The 14847-nt window shown below is 74.8% G+C and carries 11 protein-coding genes; 8 read left to right on the top strand and 3 right to left on the bottom strand.

Annotation, left to right across the window (positions count from 1 at the left end):
* The first annotated feature begins 41 nt into the window (after window positions 1-41).
* The 8 genes from BUE29_RS16285 (at window position 42) to BUE29_RS16320 (ending at window position 10622) form a co-directional block, all read left to right on the top strand.
* On the top strand, window positions 42-920 hold the full coding sequence (locus BUE29_RS16285; RefSeq protein ID WP_200800253.1) for a glutathione S-transferase C-terminal domain-containing protein: 879 nt from the start codon (window positions 42-44) through the stop codon (window positions 918-920).
* A 211-nt stretch (window positions 921-1131) separates the two neighbouring features.
* Window positions 1132-2250 carry a heme/hemin ABC transporter substrate-binding protein gene (locus BUE29_RS16290; protein ID WP_073391472.1) on the top strand — a complete coding sequence of 373 codons (1119 nt, stop codon included), beginning with the start codon at window positions 1132-1134 and terminating at the stop codon, window positions 2248-2250.
* 16 nt (window positions 2251-2266) lie between these two features.
* Window positions 2267-3391, top strand: a complete 1125-nt coding sequence (locus BUE29_RS16295) for a FecCD family ABC transporter permease (protein ID WP_084181260.1) — start codon at window positions 2267-2269, stop codon at window positions 3389-3391.
* Window positions 3388-4374, top strand: coding sequence for a heme ABC transporter ATP-binding protein (locus BUE29_RS16300; RefSeq protein ID WP_073391474.1), 987 nt, complete (start codon window positions 3388-3390; stop codon window positions 4372-4374). Before BUE29_RS16295 ends, BUE29_RS16300 begins: the two co-directional genes overlap by 4 nt.
* On the top strand, window positions 4371-5285 hold the full coding sequence (locus BUE29_RS16305) for a hypothetical protein (protein ID WP_073391475.1): 915 nt from the start codon (window positions 4371-4373) through the stop codon (window positions 5283-5285). The genes BUE29_RS16300 and BUE29_RS16305 overlap by 4 nt, the downstream gene beginning before the upstream one ends.
* Window positions 5286-5430: 145 nt before the next feature.
* Window positions 5431-7323, top strand: coding sequence for an HtaA domain-containing protein (locus BUE29_RS16310; RefSeq protein WP_143168211.1), 1893 nt, complete (start codon window positions 5431-5433; stop codon window positions 7321-7323).
* A gap of 50 nt (window positions 7324-7373) precedes the next feature.
* Window positions 7374-8045 carry a biliverdin-producing heme oxygenase gene (locus BUE29_RS16315; RefSeq protein WP_073391586.1) on the top strand — a complete coding sequence of 224 codons (672 nt, stop codon included), beginning with the start codon at window positions 7374-7376 and terminating at the stop codon, window positions 8043-8045.
* 126 nt (window positions 8046-8171) lie between these two features.
* Window positions 8172-10622: an Ig-like domain repeat protein gene (locus BUE29_RS16320; RefSeq protein WP_073391477.1), complete on the top strand. Its 2451-nt coding sequence runs from the start codon at window positions 8172-8174 to the stop codon at window positions 10620-10622.
* A 59-nt stretch (window positions 10623-10681) separates the two neighbouring features.
* On the opposite strand, the gene BUE29_RS16325 is transcribed toward BUE29_RS16320, so the two are convergent.
* The 3 genes from BUE29_RS16325 to BUE29_RS16335 are packed head-to-tail and all read right to left on the bottom strand — an operon-like array spanning window position 10682 to window position 14832.
* On the bottom strand, window positions 10682-11791 hold the full coding sequence (locus BUE29_RS16325) for a hypothetical protein (protein WP_073391478.1): 1110 nt from the start codon (window positions 11789-11791) through the stop codon (window positions 10682-10684).
* On the bottom strand, window positions 11788-12312 hold the full coding sequence (locus BUE29_RS16330) for a SigE family RNA polymerase sigma factor (RefSeq protein WP_073391479.1): 525 nt from the start codon (window positions 12310-12312) through the stop codon (window positions 11788-11790). The genes BUE29_RS16325 and BUE29_RS16330 overlap by 4 nt, the downstream gene beginning before the upstream one ends.
* A 57-nt stretch (window positions 12313-12369) precedes the next feature.
* Window positions 12370-14832 carry an excinuclease ABC subunit UvrA gene (locus tag BUE29_RS16335; protein WP_073391480.1) on the bottom strand — a complete coding sequence of 821 codons (2463 nt, stop codon included), beginning with the start codon at window positions 14830-14832 and terminating at the stop codon, window positions 12370-12372.
* Window positions 14833-14847 lie beyond the last annotated feature (15 nt).

A 14847-nucleotide genomic window follows, 5' to 3' on the forward strand; every position in this document is an offset into this window, starting at 1 on the left:
TAGGAAAGCTAGAGTTATCGGACCGACTCCGGGAAGGTCCGATGAGCAGCATGCCGCGTTACGCCGACCCCGCGGACGTCACGCGGTACGGCGAGTACCGGGTCGTGCGCGACGACCGGCCGCTGTACCGCTTCGCCGAGCGGGTCAGTGCCGACGGACGGACCGGGTTCCGCGCCGAGCCCGGTCGGTACCACGTCTACGCGGGCTGGTTCTGCCCGTGGTCGCAGCGGGTGACGATCGAGCTCGCCCTCAACGGGCTGACCGACGTGGTGTCGGTGTCCTACGTCGACGGGGAGCGGGACGGTCGGGGCTGGGCGTTCCGGGAACGGCACGGCCCCGACTCGGTCAACGACTTCGCCCTGCTGCGCGAGGCCTACGACGCGACCGAGCCGGGTTTCGACGGCCACGTCTCGGTTCCGACGCTGTGGGACCGCGCGACCGGTCGGGTGGTGAGCAACGACTACCGCACGATCGGGCTCGACCTCGCGACCGAGTTCGCCGCGCACGGCACGCCCGCCGACACCTACCCCGTCGCGCTGCGCGAGCGCATCGACCGCCTGGACGCGTGGCTCGGCCCCGCGGTCAACCACGGCGTCACGGCGGCGGCGACCGACCTGCCCGCCCGGGCCGAGCTGCTCGACGCGTTCGAGGGTCTCGACGACCTGCTCGGCCGGCAGCGCTACCTGACCGGGGACACCGTCACCGAGGCCGACGTCCGCCTCTGGGTGACGCTCGTGCGCTTCGACGCGCAGCACAACGCCGGTGGCGACATCCTGCCCGAGGGGCTGCCGACCTTCCCCGAGCTGTGGGACTACGCGCGCGACCTCTACCGGCAGCCGGCCTTCGCCGCCACCACCGACTTCGCCGCCTTCGCGGCGCCGGGGGCACGCTCGTTCGACTGGAGTGCACCCGAGCGCTGACCGCTCGCGGTCCGGTATAGCGCACATGTGCGCAAAGTTGCGCCGTCCGGCCGACGGTGACGTTTGGTGATCGTCCCGGACATGGTTTACAGTGCGGCCTGACAAAGGTTAGCCTTGCCTAACTTAGCCGGATCGGAGCCCCTCCCACGGGTTCCGCGCCGCGCTTCGGCGCGCCCGGCGGACGGCACGGCGAGTACGACGGGGGTGGCCGGTGCAGGTCTGGCGAGCACGGCAGCGCGCCGCGCGCCTCGTCGTCGTGGCCACGGCCGCCGTCGTGGCGCTGGCCGCGGCCGGGTGCGACGGTGCCGCGGCACCCGGCTCGTCGACCGGCGACCCGCGGGTGACCGAGCGCGCGCAACCGCTGTCCGCCCTCACCGCCGCGCCCGACGCGCGCGCGTTGACCGGGCCGACCACCGCGACGGTGGCCGACGCCGACATCGTGCCGATCACCCGCACGCCCCACCCCGTCCTCCCCGCGACGGTGACCGACGTGCAGGGCACCCGGGTAGCCGTGCGCAGCGCCGCGCGCATCCTCGCCCTGGACCTCTACGGCAGCCTCGCCGCCACCGTCGCCGGGCTCGGGCTCGGTGATCGGCTCGTCGGCCGGGACGTGTCGACCGGGTTCCCGAGCGCTCGTGCGCTCCCGGTGGTGACCACGAACGGCCATCAACTCAACGCCGAGGCGATCCTGGCGCTGCACCCGAGCGTGCTCATCACCGACACCACGCTCGGCCCGTGGGACGCCGTCCTGCAGGTCCGCGACGCCGGCATCCCCGTGGTCGTCGTCAGCGCGCAGCGCACGCTGGGCACCGTCGGCACGCTGGTCGGCGAGGTGGCCGCGGCGCTCGGCGTCCGGGCGGAGGGCCGGACGTTGACCTCGCGGCTGCACGGCGAGATCGCCCGCACCGAACAGCAGATCCGGCGGATCACGCCCCGCGACCCGGCGCGCCGTCCGCGCATCGTCTTCCTGTACGCCCGCGGGCAGAGCGGGGTCTACTACCTGTTCGGCAAGGGCTCGGGGGCGGACTCGCTCATCACGGCGATCGGCGGGATCGACGTCGCCAGCGAGAACGGCGTGCGCGGCTTCACCCCGCTCAACGCCGAGGCGCTCGCCAAGGCCAAGCCCGACGTGATCCTGATGATGACCAAGGGGCTCGAGTCGGTCGGCGGCGTCAGCGGCGCGCTGCAGCTGCCCGGTGTCGCGCAGAGCCCGGCCGGGCTGCACCGACGCATCGTCGACGCGAGCGACTACGAGGTCCTGTCCTTCGGCCCGCTGACGGCCCAGGTGCTCGCGGCGTTGGCGCGTGCCGTCTACGCGCCCGGCTCGTGACCAGGGACCGGCGGCCGTGACCACCCTGACCCGGGCCGGCAGGGACACCGCACCCGCACCCACACCCGCGACCGCTCCGGGCCGGCCCCGCGTGCGGGGCCTGCGCAGCCGGGTCGCGGTGCTGTTCCTCGTCCTGACCGCGGGCATCGTGACGGTGGCGCTGATCTCGGCGGCGCACGGCCAGTACGGCATCGGGCTGTCCGACGTCGCCGCCTCGATCGCGCACAAGTGGTCGGGGCCGCTGCACCTCGGCCATCCCGTCCACGACCGCTTCGCCGAGGCGACGCTGTGGCAGGTCCGCATGCCGCGGGTGATCATGTCGCTGCTCGTCGGCGCGGTGCTCGCCACCGCCGGCGCGGTCATGCAGGGCATCTTCGGCAATCCGCTCGCCGAGCCCGCGGTCGTCGGGGTGTCCTCGGGGGCAGCCGTCGGCGCGGCGATCGTGATCGTGGCCGGCATCGGCGTCCTCGGCCAGTTCACCGTGCCCGCCGCGGCCTTCGTCGGCGGCCTGGTCACGGTGCTCACGGTGTACGTCCTCTCCCGGTCGAACGGCCGCAGCGAGGTCGTCACGCTCGTCCTCACCGGGATCGCCGTGAACGCGGTGACCGGTGCGGGGCTCGCCTTCTGCCTGTTCTTCGGGTCGCAGACCGCGCGCGACCAGATCGTCTTCTGGCAGCTGGGCAGCCTGAACGGCAGCCGGTGGAGCTACGTCGCCATCGTGGCGCCGATGGCGGCGGTCGGCCTGGTCGGCGCCATGGTGCTGGCCCGCCGCCTCGACCTGCTCGCCCTCGGCGACCGCGCCGCGCGGCACCTCGGCGTGCACGTGGAGCGGTTGCGCCTGGTCAGCATCGTCCTGGTGACGTTCATGGTCGCCGCGGCCGTCGCCTTCAGCGGCATCATCGGCTTCGTCGGCCTCGTCGTGCCGCACCTCATCCGCATGGCGGTCGGGCCGGGGCACCGGGTGCTCGTCCCGGCCAGCCTGCTGGCCGGCGGCCTGCTGCTCGCCTGCGCCGACCTCGTCGCCCGGACGGCCATCCACTACGCCGACCTGCCGATCGGCATGCTGACCGCCCTGGTCGGCGGGCCGTTCTTCTTCTGGCTGCTGCGCCGCACCCGCTCCCGCGCGGGCGGGTGGGCATGAGCGCCGTGAGCAGTGCGGTGACCACCGCAGTCGGCGGTGCGGTCGACGCCGTGCGCCGCCTGGTGCGGGTCGACGCGACCGTGCCGCCGGTGCCGCGACCGGGCGAGACCGCGATGTCCGCGCGTGGACTGGGACTGCGCATCGGCGGCAGTTGGCTGCTGCGCGACGTCGACCTCGACCTGGTCGCCGGCGAGGTGCTCGTCGTCGTGGGGCCGAACGGCGCCGGGAAGTCGACCCTGCTCGCGCTGCTGGCCGGCGACCAGAGCCCGACGGCGGGCACGGTGACGCTGGGCGACGCGCCGGCCCGCGGCACCCACCCGACCTGGCTCGCGCGCCGTCGCGCGGTGCTGACCCAGCGCCCGGAGCTCGCGTTCCCCTTCACCGCGGCCACCGTCGTGGGCATGGGACGGGCGCCGTGGGCGGGCACCGACGCCGAGGACGAGGACGCCGAGGCCGTCGCCGAGGCCCTCGCGACGGCCGACGTCGAGCAGTTCGCGCAGCGCCGCTACCCGACGCTGTCCGGGGGCGAGCAGGCCCGCGTCTCGTTCGCGCGCGTCGTCGCCCAGCGCACCGGCGTGCTGCTGCTCGACGAGCCGACCGCCGCGCTCGACCTGCTGCACCAGGAACAGCTCATGGCGAGCGCGCGGCGCCACGCCGAGGGCGGGCGGGCCGTCCTCGTCGTCCTGCACGACCTGCAGCTCGCGGCGGCCTACGCCGACCGGATCGCCGTGCTCGCCGGCGGTGCGCTGCTGGCCGTGGGGACGCCCGCGCAGGTGCTCGACCAGGACCTGCTCGAGGGCGCCTACGGCCTGCCTATCGAGGTCCTCACCCACCCCGTCACCGGCGGCATCGTCGTCGGGCCCCGCCGGGCGGCGGTGTCCGCCGGTCCCGAGCCCGACCCTGTCGGTACCGGGCCCGCCGCCGAGTCCGTCGTCGAGTCCGCCGCCGAGTCCGTCGTCGAGTCCAGGAGGACGACCGTATGACCCGCACCCGCACGTCCCGCCGCCGCGGTGTCGCCGCCGCGGCCCTGCTCGTCGCCCCCCTGCTCGCGGTGTCGGCCGGCGGGCTGGCACCCGCCCCGGCCGGCGCGGCCCCGGCGGCGCAGGTCTCCGTCGCCCCCGGGACCGCCGACCCGGACTACGCCACGACGCTGCACCTGCGCGGCACCCACTTCCAGTCGGTCAAGAACGGCTTCGGCGGGGTCTACGTGTTCTTCGGCGTCGTGCGGGGGACGTGGCGGCCGAGCCAGGGCGGCGTGAGCGGCACCAACTACGTCTACGTCCAGGACACCGAGCAGAAGGACAACCACGGCTACCAGCGCTTCGTCGCCTTCCCCGGCGACCCGACGGCCTACGCCGCCAACGGCGGCACCGTCTCGGCCAAGGGGCGCTGGAGCACCGACCTCGTCGTCCCGTCGGCGACGTTCCCCGCGCGCGGCCGCAGCGGCGGCGTCAGCACGATCGACTGCCGGCGCGAGCAGTGCGGCATCATCACGATCGGCGCCCACGGCGTCGTGAACCCTCGCAACGAGACGTTCACGCCGGTCACCTTCGCCGCGCCGGCCGCGGCGACGTCCGCCGCGCCCCGACGGACCCACTCCGCGGCCGCCGCACCGCGCACCACGTCCCGGCCACGCACCTCGGCGGCGCGACGCACCACGGCGACCACCAGCGCGGTCGCGACCACGAGCGCGGCCGCGACCGTCACGACCCCGGCGCCGCGGACCTCGCCGACCGTCGCCGGCCTCTCGGAATCGCCGGCCGCGGCGAGCACCGAGGAGACCGGCGGTGGCAACGCCGGGCTCGTCGTCGGCCTCGTGGCCGCGGGGGCGCTGCTCGTCGCCGTCCCCACCGGCCTGCTGCTGCGCCGCCGTCGCACCGGCACCGCCGACTGACCGTCCCACCCACCGACCCGCCCCACCCACGACCTGCCCCACCCACGACCTGCCCCACCCACGACCTGCCCCACCCAGACCTGCCCCACCCACGACCTGCCCAGCCCTGAACCACCCGGCCCAGCCCGAGATCGGAGCACCACCGATGCGCAAGTCCCTCCACGTCCTGGCCGCAGGGGCGGTGGCCGTCGCCGCCGCCACGGCGACCGTCACCCTCGCCACCGACGCCCATGCCAGCGAATCGCAGGTCACCGGGGTCTCGCTGGCCTGGGCGGTGTCCGACGAGCAGGGCGGGGGCGCGTTCTTCGGCGGCTGCAACTTCCTGTCCGCAGGCAAGGCCGGCAACACCGGTTCGTCGCGGTTGTGGACCCAGGCCGACGGCTTCTACTCCACCCGTGCCGGCAACGTGACCGTGGAGAAGCCGGACGCGGCCGGCACGTACGCCGAGCCCACCTGGAGCACCAAGTGCCAGGACGCGCAGGGCGCTGCGGTCAGTGCGGCCGCCACGACGTCGCTCACCCGCAACCGCGTGGTCCTGGCCGCGGGTCACGGCACGGTCGACCCGGCGAAGGGGACGGCCGATCTCGCCTGGACCGGGTCGTTCACCTCGGTGTTCTACGGCGGGCTGACCTACTGGTCGGCCACCGACCCGGCGCTGCACGTCGCCGCCGACGGCACCGGCACGCTCACCGCGACGGCCTCGGGGTACGGCGCCGACCGCGATGACACGTCCACGTGGGTGGCCATCAGCCCGCGGACGATCACGCTGGCCACGCTGCACGGTGTGCAGGTCACCGCCACCGGCATCACGGCCCCGACCGACTACGTCGGCGTCGCCGTGACGACCCCGTCGGGCGCGACCGCGCAGACGGCCAAGACCACGCAGAACGCGTCGTACTGGGGCTCGTTCCCGCAGAGCTACGTCGACTTCCAGCAGCTGACGGGACAGTCGTCCTACTGGTTCGCCAGCGGCGGCTCGCGCGACGCCGCGAAGGTGGCCCGACCGCTGGACGTCACCTGGCCGGCCGTCACCGAACCGGATCCGACCGACACCACGACGACCCCGGTACCGGACCCGACCGACACGACCACCACCCCGGCACCGGACCCGACCGACACCACGACCACCCCGGCACCGGACCCGGCCGACACGACCACCACCCCGGGCACGGCCACCACCCCGGGCACGGCCACCCCGTCGTCGGACGCCCCGTCGAGCAGCGCGACGGGTCGGCTGGTCGACGGCGTCCAGGGCGGGTCCCTCACCTGGGGCATGAAGAAGAGCTTCCGGGCCTACGTGGCCGCACCGAGCGGCAACAGCATCGTCGCGAAGGACGGCGCGACCATCCTGGCGCAGGACCAGGCGGTCGCCGGCAAGGCGAACAGCGGCACCTACCGCTGGCCGTTCAGCACGCAGCAGAGCTACACGTCGCCGTCGCGCTTCGCCACGCAGTTCGGCGGCGCGGTCACCTTCAGCTACCCCGCGCACTACTTCACGCTCACCCTCGCCAACCCCGCGGTGACCGTGTCGGGCGACACCGGCGTGCTCTACGCCGACACCACGCTGCAGGTCGACGAGCCCGGCGCCCGTGCCCTCGCGGCCGCGCCGACCACGCGCAAGCACGTCGCCCTCGCCTCGCTCACCGTCGACCCCGCCGCCGGGAGCACGACGGCGAGCCGGCTGACGCGGGTCGCGCACGTCGCGATCCGCGACACGTCCGCCTTCGAGTTCAACGGCACGAGCTTCTACCAGGTCGGCCAGGCGCTCGACGACGCGACGATCGTGCTGAGCGCGTCCGACGCCGCCGGCACCACCGACCCCGACGCCGCGGCCGGCGCGGTCGACACCACCACCGCGACCGGCAGCGACGCCGCCGACCTCGTGCCCGACGCGGTGACCAGGCCGGTCGCCGGCACGGCGGGGCTGGCCTCGACCGGGTCGGACCTGCGCGACGGCATCGTGCTCGCCGTGCTGCTCGGCGCCGCCGGGGCCGGCGCGCTCGCGCTCGGTCGCCGCACCCGCGGGACGCACCGATGACGGCGCCGGAGCGCACCGGCACGATCGGCACGGTCGATACCGTCGACACCGTGGCCGGCCCTCCCCTCACCGCCCGGCTGCGCGCCGCGACCCGCGACGCGCACGAGCGGGCCGAGACGACCCCGTTCGTCGCCGACCTCGTCGCCGGCCGGGTGCCGTTCCGCGGGTACGTCGCGCTCGTCGTCCAGAACTGGGCGATCTACCGGGCGCTCGAGGGGGTCGCCGAGCGGTGGGCCGCCGACCCGGTGGCCGGCGCGTTCGTGATCCCGGAGCTCATGCGGGTGCCGAGCATCGAACGCGACCTGGCCCACCTCGCGCCGCAGTGGCGCGAGGTCGCCGAGCGGCTGGTGCTGCCGGCGACCACGACGTACGTCGCGCGGCTCGAGACGCACGCGGCCACCCGGCCCGAGGCGTACGTGGCGCACCATTACGTGCGCTACCTGGGCGACCTGTCCGGCGGACAGGTCGTCGGCCGCAGCGTCGAGCGCGCCTACGGCGAGGACGGCGAGCGCTCCAGCTCGTTCTACCGCTTCGACGCGATCGCGAAGATCAAACCGTTCCGCGACGAGTACCGTCGCCGCCTCGACGACGCGCCGCTCACCGCCGCGCAGCGCGACGGTGTGGTGGCCGAGGCGGTCACCGCGTTCGAGCTCAACGTCGACGTCCTGCGCGAGCTCGGCGCCGCCGGCCGCGACACGGCGACGGGGCCGCTGCCCGGCTGACGATCCCACGGCGCGGACGAGACGCGCCCCGCACGCCAACGGGGCCGGGCATGCGACGCCCGGCCCCGTTGCCCGTGGCGTCGCCGACCGGCGGCGCCACAGATTCCTTGAGGAAGGAAGCCTCGAATGTATCCCACCAGCGGGCGAACCCGCCCGGACCGGACAGGGCGCGGCCGCGGCCGCGCTCGTGGCGCCGGCGTAGGGCTGGCCGCCGCTCTCGGCCTGGCCACCCTGGCCGTCCCCGGCACCGCCGCCGCCGCGTCGCGCTCGATCGACCACGCGACCTTCGAATGGGGCGTCAACGCGGTGTGGCAGGGCGCCGCCGCCAACGGCTCGTGCAACCAGTTCGTCGCCGGCATCGGCGACGGGACCGAGTCGACCTACAAGACCGTCGACGGCAACCTGCACCTGATCAAGCGTGGCCTGGACGGCTCCGCCGTCACCGTGACCGCGGACGACCGCTGCGCCGAGATGGCGCCCGGCGACGCGGCCCAACGCGGCCTGTGGGTCGACGGCACCGGCACCACCGACCCCGACACCGGCGCGACCACCGTGCAGTGGACGGGCGCCCTGACCGTCAACTCCTACGGCGGTGCGGTGCCCTGGTACGTCAAGGACCCGAAGCTCGTGACCGACGGCGACGGCACCGGCGCGATCTACGCCACCGTGGGTGGGTACACGTCCTCGCTGGCCGATCCCACGACGAAGACCCCGCTGCCGCCGCAGATCGGCGTGCGGGTGCTCGACCTGAAGGACGTCAGCATCAGCGGTGACGACATCGCCGCGACCCCGGTCTACGAGGGCGTGGACTACTACCCGCTCAACAAGCCCGACGACCCCGACTCGGGACGGCGTGCGACGTCGGTGATCACCGACGAGGTCAAGCAGGCGAACCCGCACTGGGGATCGTGGCCGACGCCGTTCGTCGACTTCCAGTACCGCACCGGGCTCTCGTCCTACTGGCACAGCAGCGGGCTGTCGGCCGACCCCAAGAAGCCGCCGCTGCCGATCGAGCTCGGCCTCGCCGGTGCGCTCCCGGCCACGCAGCCGCTCGCGGACGCACCGAAGATCACCGCACAGCCGGTGGGCGTCGCCGCAGTCACGGGTGAGGACGCGACGTTCTCGGTGACCGCCACCGGCGACGACCTCCGGTACAGCTGGCAGCGCAGCCCCGCCGCGGCGCCGGACTGGAAGACGGTGGCCGGCGCCCACAGCTCGACGCTGACCGTGCCGACGGTGACCGCCGCCGACTCCGACACCTCCTACCGGGCGGTCGTGACCAACGGGCAGCGGGGCACCTACTCCACGGGCGCCGGGCTCACCGTCGGCGACGCGAAACCGCTCGCGGTGGCCAGCGGCACCTCCGCCACCACGGTGTTCGCCGGCAACGACGTCACCTTCGAGGCGTACTTCACCGGCTACCCGACGCCGAAGTACAAGCCGCAGCTCAGCACCGACGAGGGCAAGACCTGGACCGATCTCGCCGGCTTCGGCGACGAGTCGTACCACACGATTCTCGGCGTCACCGAGAAGCAGAATGACGCACTTCTGCGCATTCTCGCCGACAACGGCCGCGAGAGGCTGGCCGGCACCCCGGGCGTGCTGCACGTGTTGCCGAAACCGACCACGCCGACCCTCGTCCGGCGGCCGAACGACCAGGACGCGCTGCCCGTCCTCGACGCCGCGAAGGGCTTCTCCGTGCTCGCGCTCGCCGGTGGCTACCCGGCACCGACGCCGGCCCACTACGACGCGGTCGTGCCGGCCGCGGTGTGGAGCGCGCGGGGCAGCAGCTACGACGGCACGGGTGCCGTCGCCGCCACCGAGGTGGACGGCTCCGGGTTCGACGCCGGCTACGGCTACGCGTACGTCGACGTCGCGGCGGGTGCGCTCGACCCCTCGGTGCGCTACGTCCTCGCCACCTACAGCACCGACCCGGCCGACCGCAGCCTCGACGCCGCCGTGCCGCTCGTGCTGAGCGGCCAGGAGGTCGTGGCGTCCACGGCGAGGGTGACGCTGTCGCGTAGCTCCGCTGCGTTCGGAACCGCGCTGAAGGCGACCGTGGCCGTCACCAGGGCCGGCAAGGCCGCCGCGGGGAAGGTGACGGTCGGCATCGGTTCGCGCCGCTACGCAGCGACGTTGGACAAGGCCGGCCGCGCGTCGGTGGCCCTGCCGCGCACGCTGGGCGTCGGCACGTACCGCGTGAGCGCCGCCTACGCCGGCAACGGCACCACGAAGGCGTCGTCGGCCGCGACGACGCTGCGCATCGTGAAGGCGACGGCGAAGGCGCGGCTCGCGATCACGAAGAAGCCGACGTCGCACAAGACCGGCCGGGCCGCGGTGCGGGTCGTGCGGACGGCGTCGGGTCCGGTCGCCCCGACCGGCACGGTGCGGGTGTACTTCGTCCGCGGCGGGAAGACCGCCTCGGTCGCCGTCTCGGTGCGCAAGGCCGCGCTGCAGGCCCTCACCGTGCCGAAGCTCGCCAAGGGCACCTGGCGGCTGTACGTCCGCTACTCGGGCTCGGCGCAGTACCGGGCGATCGGCAAGACCGCGGCCGGCCGGCTGACCGTCACCCGGTAACCCCTCGATCGTGGACCGAACTGCTCGCATTCCGAGCGGTTCGGTCCACGATCCGCCCGTCAGTGGGGGAGTGCCTCCCGCGCGTCGTGCCAGGTCGTGACGTCGGCCGGGTGGGGGACGAGGGTGACCGAGCGTGCCACGGCGAGCAGGTCGGCCCGTGACAGCCGGAACCCGCCGCCGATGTCCTGCTCGGGCTGCTCCTCGATCGTGAGCACGGGGCCGTCGTAGTCGATCGACACCGCACGCGACGTCGAGGTGACGGTGACCGACGCGGTCCGGCCGTGGATCGTGACCTGGTCGGTGCCCGCACGACCAGGCAGGTCACGCGGCATCGCGTCCGCGGTGACGGTCAGCGAGGCCTTGCCCAGTCGCAGGTCGTAGAGCGCGCTCCACCCCGAGTACCCGTGCTGGCCGGCGTTGTGGGGGTCGTTGCCGAGCGAGGTCAGCCACGAGCCGGTCGTGAGACCGGAGCCGGGCGCGAAGAGCACCGGGGTGCGGACGACCGAGGGCCTGCCGACGCCGACGTCCTCGGCGAGGGCGATGCCCGCGCGGCGGCTGATCCCGGCATCGCTGCGGGCGACGCTCGCCCAGGCACCCGGCGCGTACTGCCAGGCCACGCCGCGCTGCGCGCCGACCGGGTCGGCGCGCAGTTGCGCGTACACGCCGGGTCGGCCGTTGACCGTCACCGGCGTGGCCCCGGCGGTGGTGACGGGTGCCTTCGCGCCGTCGGGATAGACGCGCACGACGTACGAGCCGGCGGTGCCGACCAGCTGCAGGATCTGGACGTCGCGGTCGAGCAGGACGCCGGCGGGCCGCAGGCCGGGGTGGTCGACGGTGAAGGCCAGCGTGCGCCACGGCAGCGTGCGCAGGGCGCTGACGGCCGGCGGCATCGTCACGGCGGACCGCGACGTGCCCGTCGACCCGGACGGATGCGGGTCGGCGACCCGGTGCCGCTCGCCGTCCCGGCCGGCGAGGACGAGGGCCGCCGCGGCGACCAGGGCCACGGCGGCGACGCTCGCGGCCACGGCGAGCGGCCGGTTGCGGCCGCCGGACCGCTTCGGCGCGGCCGCGGCGGGCCGCTCGGGAGGTGCGGGCGACGGCGTCGCGGTCTCGTCCGCGATCCGCTCCAGCAGGGCGAACGCGGCGTGCAGGTCGGCTTCGGTCCTCACGGACGTGCCTCCATTCGGGACGGGGAGCCGGCCGGCGGGTCGCCGGCCAGCTCGATACGGAGGTTCGCGAGCGCCCGGGAGACGTTGCTGCGCGCGGCGTTCTCGCCGCTGCCCAGCACCTCGGCGATCTCGGCGTAGGGCATGTCCTCGTAGTAGCGCAGCACGAGTGCCGCCCGTTGCTGCCGGGGCAGCCGGGCCAGCTCGGCGACGAGCGCGAGCGCGTCGGCCCGACCGTCGGCGGGGTCGGCCACGGGCGTCAGGTACGCGTCGAGGTCGGCGTAGCTGCGCGTCCGGCCGGTCCGGCGGCGCCAGGTGAGGAACTCGTTGACGAGCATCCGGCGCACGTAGGCGTGGACGCTGTCGGCGGCCGAGACCTGTGCCCACCGTTCGAAGACCCGGGCGAGGACGTCCTGCACGAGGTCCTCGGCGAGCACCGGGTCACCGCAGAGCACGACGGCGAACCGGCGCAGGGCGCCCCGGCGCTCGCCGACGTACGCCTCGAACGTCGTGCCGATCGTCATGGCGCGCGCTGTGGCCCTGACCCGATCGTGGACCGAACTGCTCGGAATCCGAGCGGTTCAGGCCACGATCGCGGCGAGGTAGGGGGCGGTCCGTCCGGCGCTGCGCGCGACCTCGGCCGGCGTGCCCGCGGCGACGACCCGGCCGCCCTCGTCGCCACCGCCCGGGCCGAGGTCGACGACGTGGTCGGCGCCGGCGACGACGCCCATGTCGTGCTCGACGACGACGACGGAGTGCCCGGCGTCGACCAGCGAGTGGAGCAGGTCGAGGAGCAGGTCGACGTCGGCGGGGTGCAGGCCGGTGGTCGGCTCGTCGAGGACGAACAGCGTGTGGGCGCGACGGGTGCGCTGCAGCTCGGTCGACAGCTTGATGCGCTGGGCCTCGCCGCCCGAGACCTCGGTCGCCGGCTGGCCGAGCGTCAGGTAGCCCAGCCCCACCCGGCGCAGCGTCGCGAGGCTGCGGGCCACCGCGGGCACGTCGGCGAAGAAGTCCGCCGCGTCGTCCACGCTCAGCGCGAGCACGTCGGCGACGGACAGGCCCCGGTAGCGCACCTCGAGCGTCTCGGGGAGGTACCGCGCACCGTGGCAGACCGGGCACGGCGAGTAGGTGCCGGCGAGGAAGAGCAGCTCGACGGCGACGAAGCCCTCGCCCTGGCAGTGGTCGCAGCGGCCACCCTCGACGTTGAAGGAGAACCGGCCGGGCGAGTAGCCGCGCCGCCGCGCCTCGTCGGTGGCGGCGAAGAGCTTGCGCACCGCGTCGAACAGGCCGGTGTAGGTGGCGAGATTGGAGCGCGGCGTCCGGCCGATCGGCCGCTGGTCGACCTCGACGAGGCGGGCGATCGCGTCGAGGCCGGTGATCGTCTCGGCCGTCCCGCCCGGATCGCTTCCGGTGCCGGTGGCGTCGTCGTCGGCCGCGGTCTCGTCGTCGGCCGCGGTCTCGTCGGCGCGCGGACCGGCACCGCCGAGGTGGTCGCGCACCGCGGCCGCGAGCACGCCCAGGACGAGCGAGCTCTTGCCCGACCCCGACACCCCGGTCACCGCGGTGAGCACCCCGAGCGGGACGTCGACGTCGACGCCGGCGAGGTTGTGGTGCGTCACCCCGCGCAGCGACACGGTGGCCGTCGGGGTCCGATGACGCGGACGGGGACGCGGCGGGTCGAGCAGGTAGCGCCCGGTGGCGGAGTCCGGAGCCTCGCCGATCGCGGCGGGCGGCCCGCTGTGCAGGACCCGGCCACCGTGTGTCCCGGCGCCGGGACCGACGTCGACCAGCCAGTCCGCACGACGCATGACCTCGACGTCGTGCTCGACGACGAGCAGCGAGTTGCCGGCCGAGCGGAGCCGGTCGAGCACGCCGAGCAGTGCGCGGGTGTCGTCCGGGTGCAGCCCCGCCGACGGCTCGTCGAGGACGTACACGACGCCGAACAGCGTCGAGCGCAGGGCGGTGGCGAGCCGGAGCCGCTGCAGCTCCCCGGCGCTCAGCGTCGGGGTCGCGCGGTCCAGGGCGAGGTAGCCGAGCCCGAGCTCGGCCAGCGCGTCGACGCGCGCGACGAGGTCGGGCACGATGCTGCGCGCGACGTCACCGTGCGCGGCCCCGGCGAGGTGCGTGGCGAGCTCGGTGAGGGGCAGCGCGGCGAGGTCCGCGAGGGTCGCGCCCCCGAGCGTGACGGCCAGCGCCTCGGGGCGTAGGCCGGCACCACCGCACGACGCGCAGGGTCGTACCTCGACGTGGGCCAGCGCCTTCCTGCGCAGCGTCGCGCTCTGGGTGGTGGCGAGCGTGTGCAGGACGTAGCGGCGCGCGCTCTGGTAGGTGCCCTGGTACGGCCGCTGGATGCGGTGGGCCTCGCGCTCGGCGCGGACGGTGACGACCGGCTGCTCGTCGGTGAACAGGATCCAGTCGCGCTCGGCCTGCGGGAGCTCGCGCCACGGCACGTCGACGTCGTGACCGAGCGTGGCGAGGATGTCGCGGTAGTTCTTGCCCTGCCACGCCCCGGGCCAGGCGGCGATCGCGCGGTCGCGGATCGACAGGCCCGGGTCGGGGACGAGCGAGGCCTCGGTGGCCTCGTGCACCCGGCCGAGGCCGTGGCAGGTCGGGCAGGCGCCGGCCGGGGTGTTGGGGGAGAACGCGTCCGAGTCCAGCCGCGGGGCGCGCGCCGGGTAGTCCCCGGCGCGCGAGAAGAGCATGCGCAGCAGGTTCGACAGCGTCGTCGCCGTCCCGACGGTGGAGCGGGACTGCGGGGCGCCGCGGGCCTGGCGCAGCGCGACCGCCGGCGGCAGCCCGGTGATCTCGCGGACGTCCGGCGCGCCCACCTGGTCGATGAGCCGTCGGGCGTAGGGGGCGACCGACTCGAGGTAGCGCGCCTGCGCCTCGGCGTACACCGTCCCGAACGCCAGCGACGACTTCCCCGAACCCGAGACGCCGGTGACGACGACGAGCGCGTCGCGCGGCAGGTCGACGTCGACGTCGCGCAGGTTGTGCACCCGGGCGCCCCGGACGCGGATCGTCGCGTCGTCGCCCGGGGTCACCGGGGGATCCTCCCA

It is taken from the genome of Jatrophihabitans endophyticus (assembly GCF_900129455.1).
Lineage (GTDB): Bacteria > Actinomycetota > Actinomycetes > Mycobacteriales > Jatrophihabitantaceae > Jatrophihabitans > Jatrophihabitans endophyticus.

What these genes read in the sequence shown, in the direction of transcription:
- BUE29_RS16320 (WP_073391477.1), top strand. Translation starts at nt 8,172, where the DNA reads ATGTATCCCACCAGCGGGCGAACCCGCCCGGACCGGACAGGGCGCGGC.
- BUE29_RS16305 (WP_073391475.1), top strand. Translation starts at nt 4,371, where the DNA reads ATGACCCGCACCCGCACGTCCCGCCGCCGCGGTGTCGCCGCCGCGGCC.
- BUE29_RS16310 (WP_143168211.1), top strand. Translation starts at nt 5,431, where the DNA reads ATGCGCAAGTCCCTCCACGTCCTGGCCGCAGGGGCGGTGGCCGTCGCC.
- BUE29_RS16285 (WP_200800253.1), top strand. Translation starts at nt 42, where the DNA reads ATGAGCAGCATGCCGCGTTACGCCGACCCCGCGGACGTCACGCGGTAC.
- BUE29_RS16300 (WP_073391474.1), top strand. Translation starts at nt 3,388, where the DNA reads ATGAGCGCCGTGAGCAGTGCGGTGACCACCGCAGTCGGCGGTGCGGTC.
- BUE29_RS16330 (WP_073391479.1), bottom strand. Translation starts at nt 12,312, where the DNA reads ATGACGATCGGCACGACGTTCGAGGCGTACGTCGGCGAGCGCCGGGGC.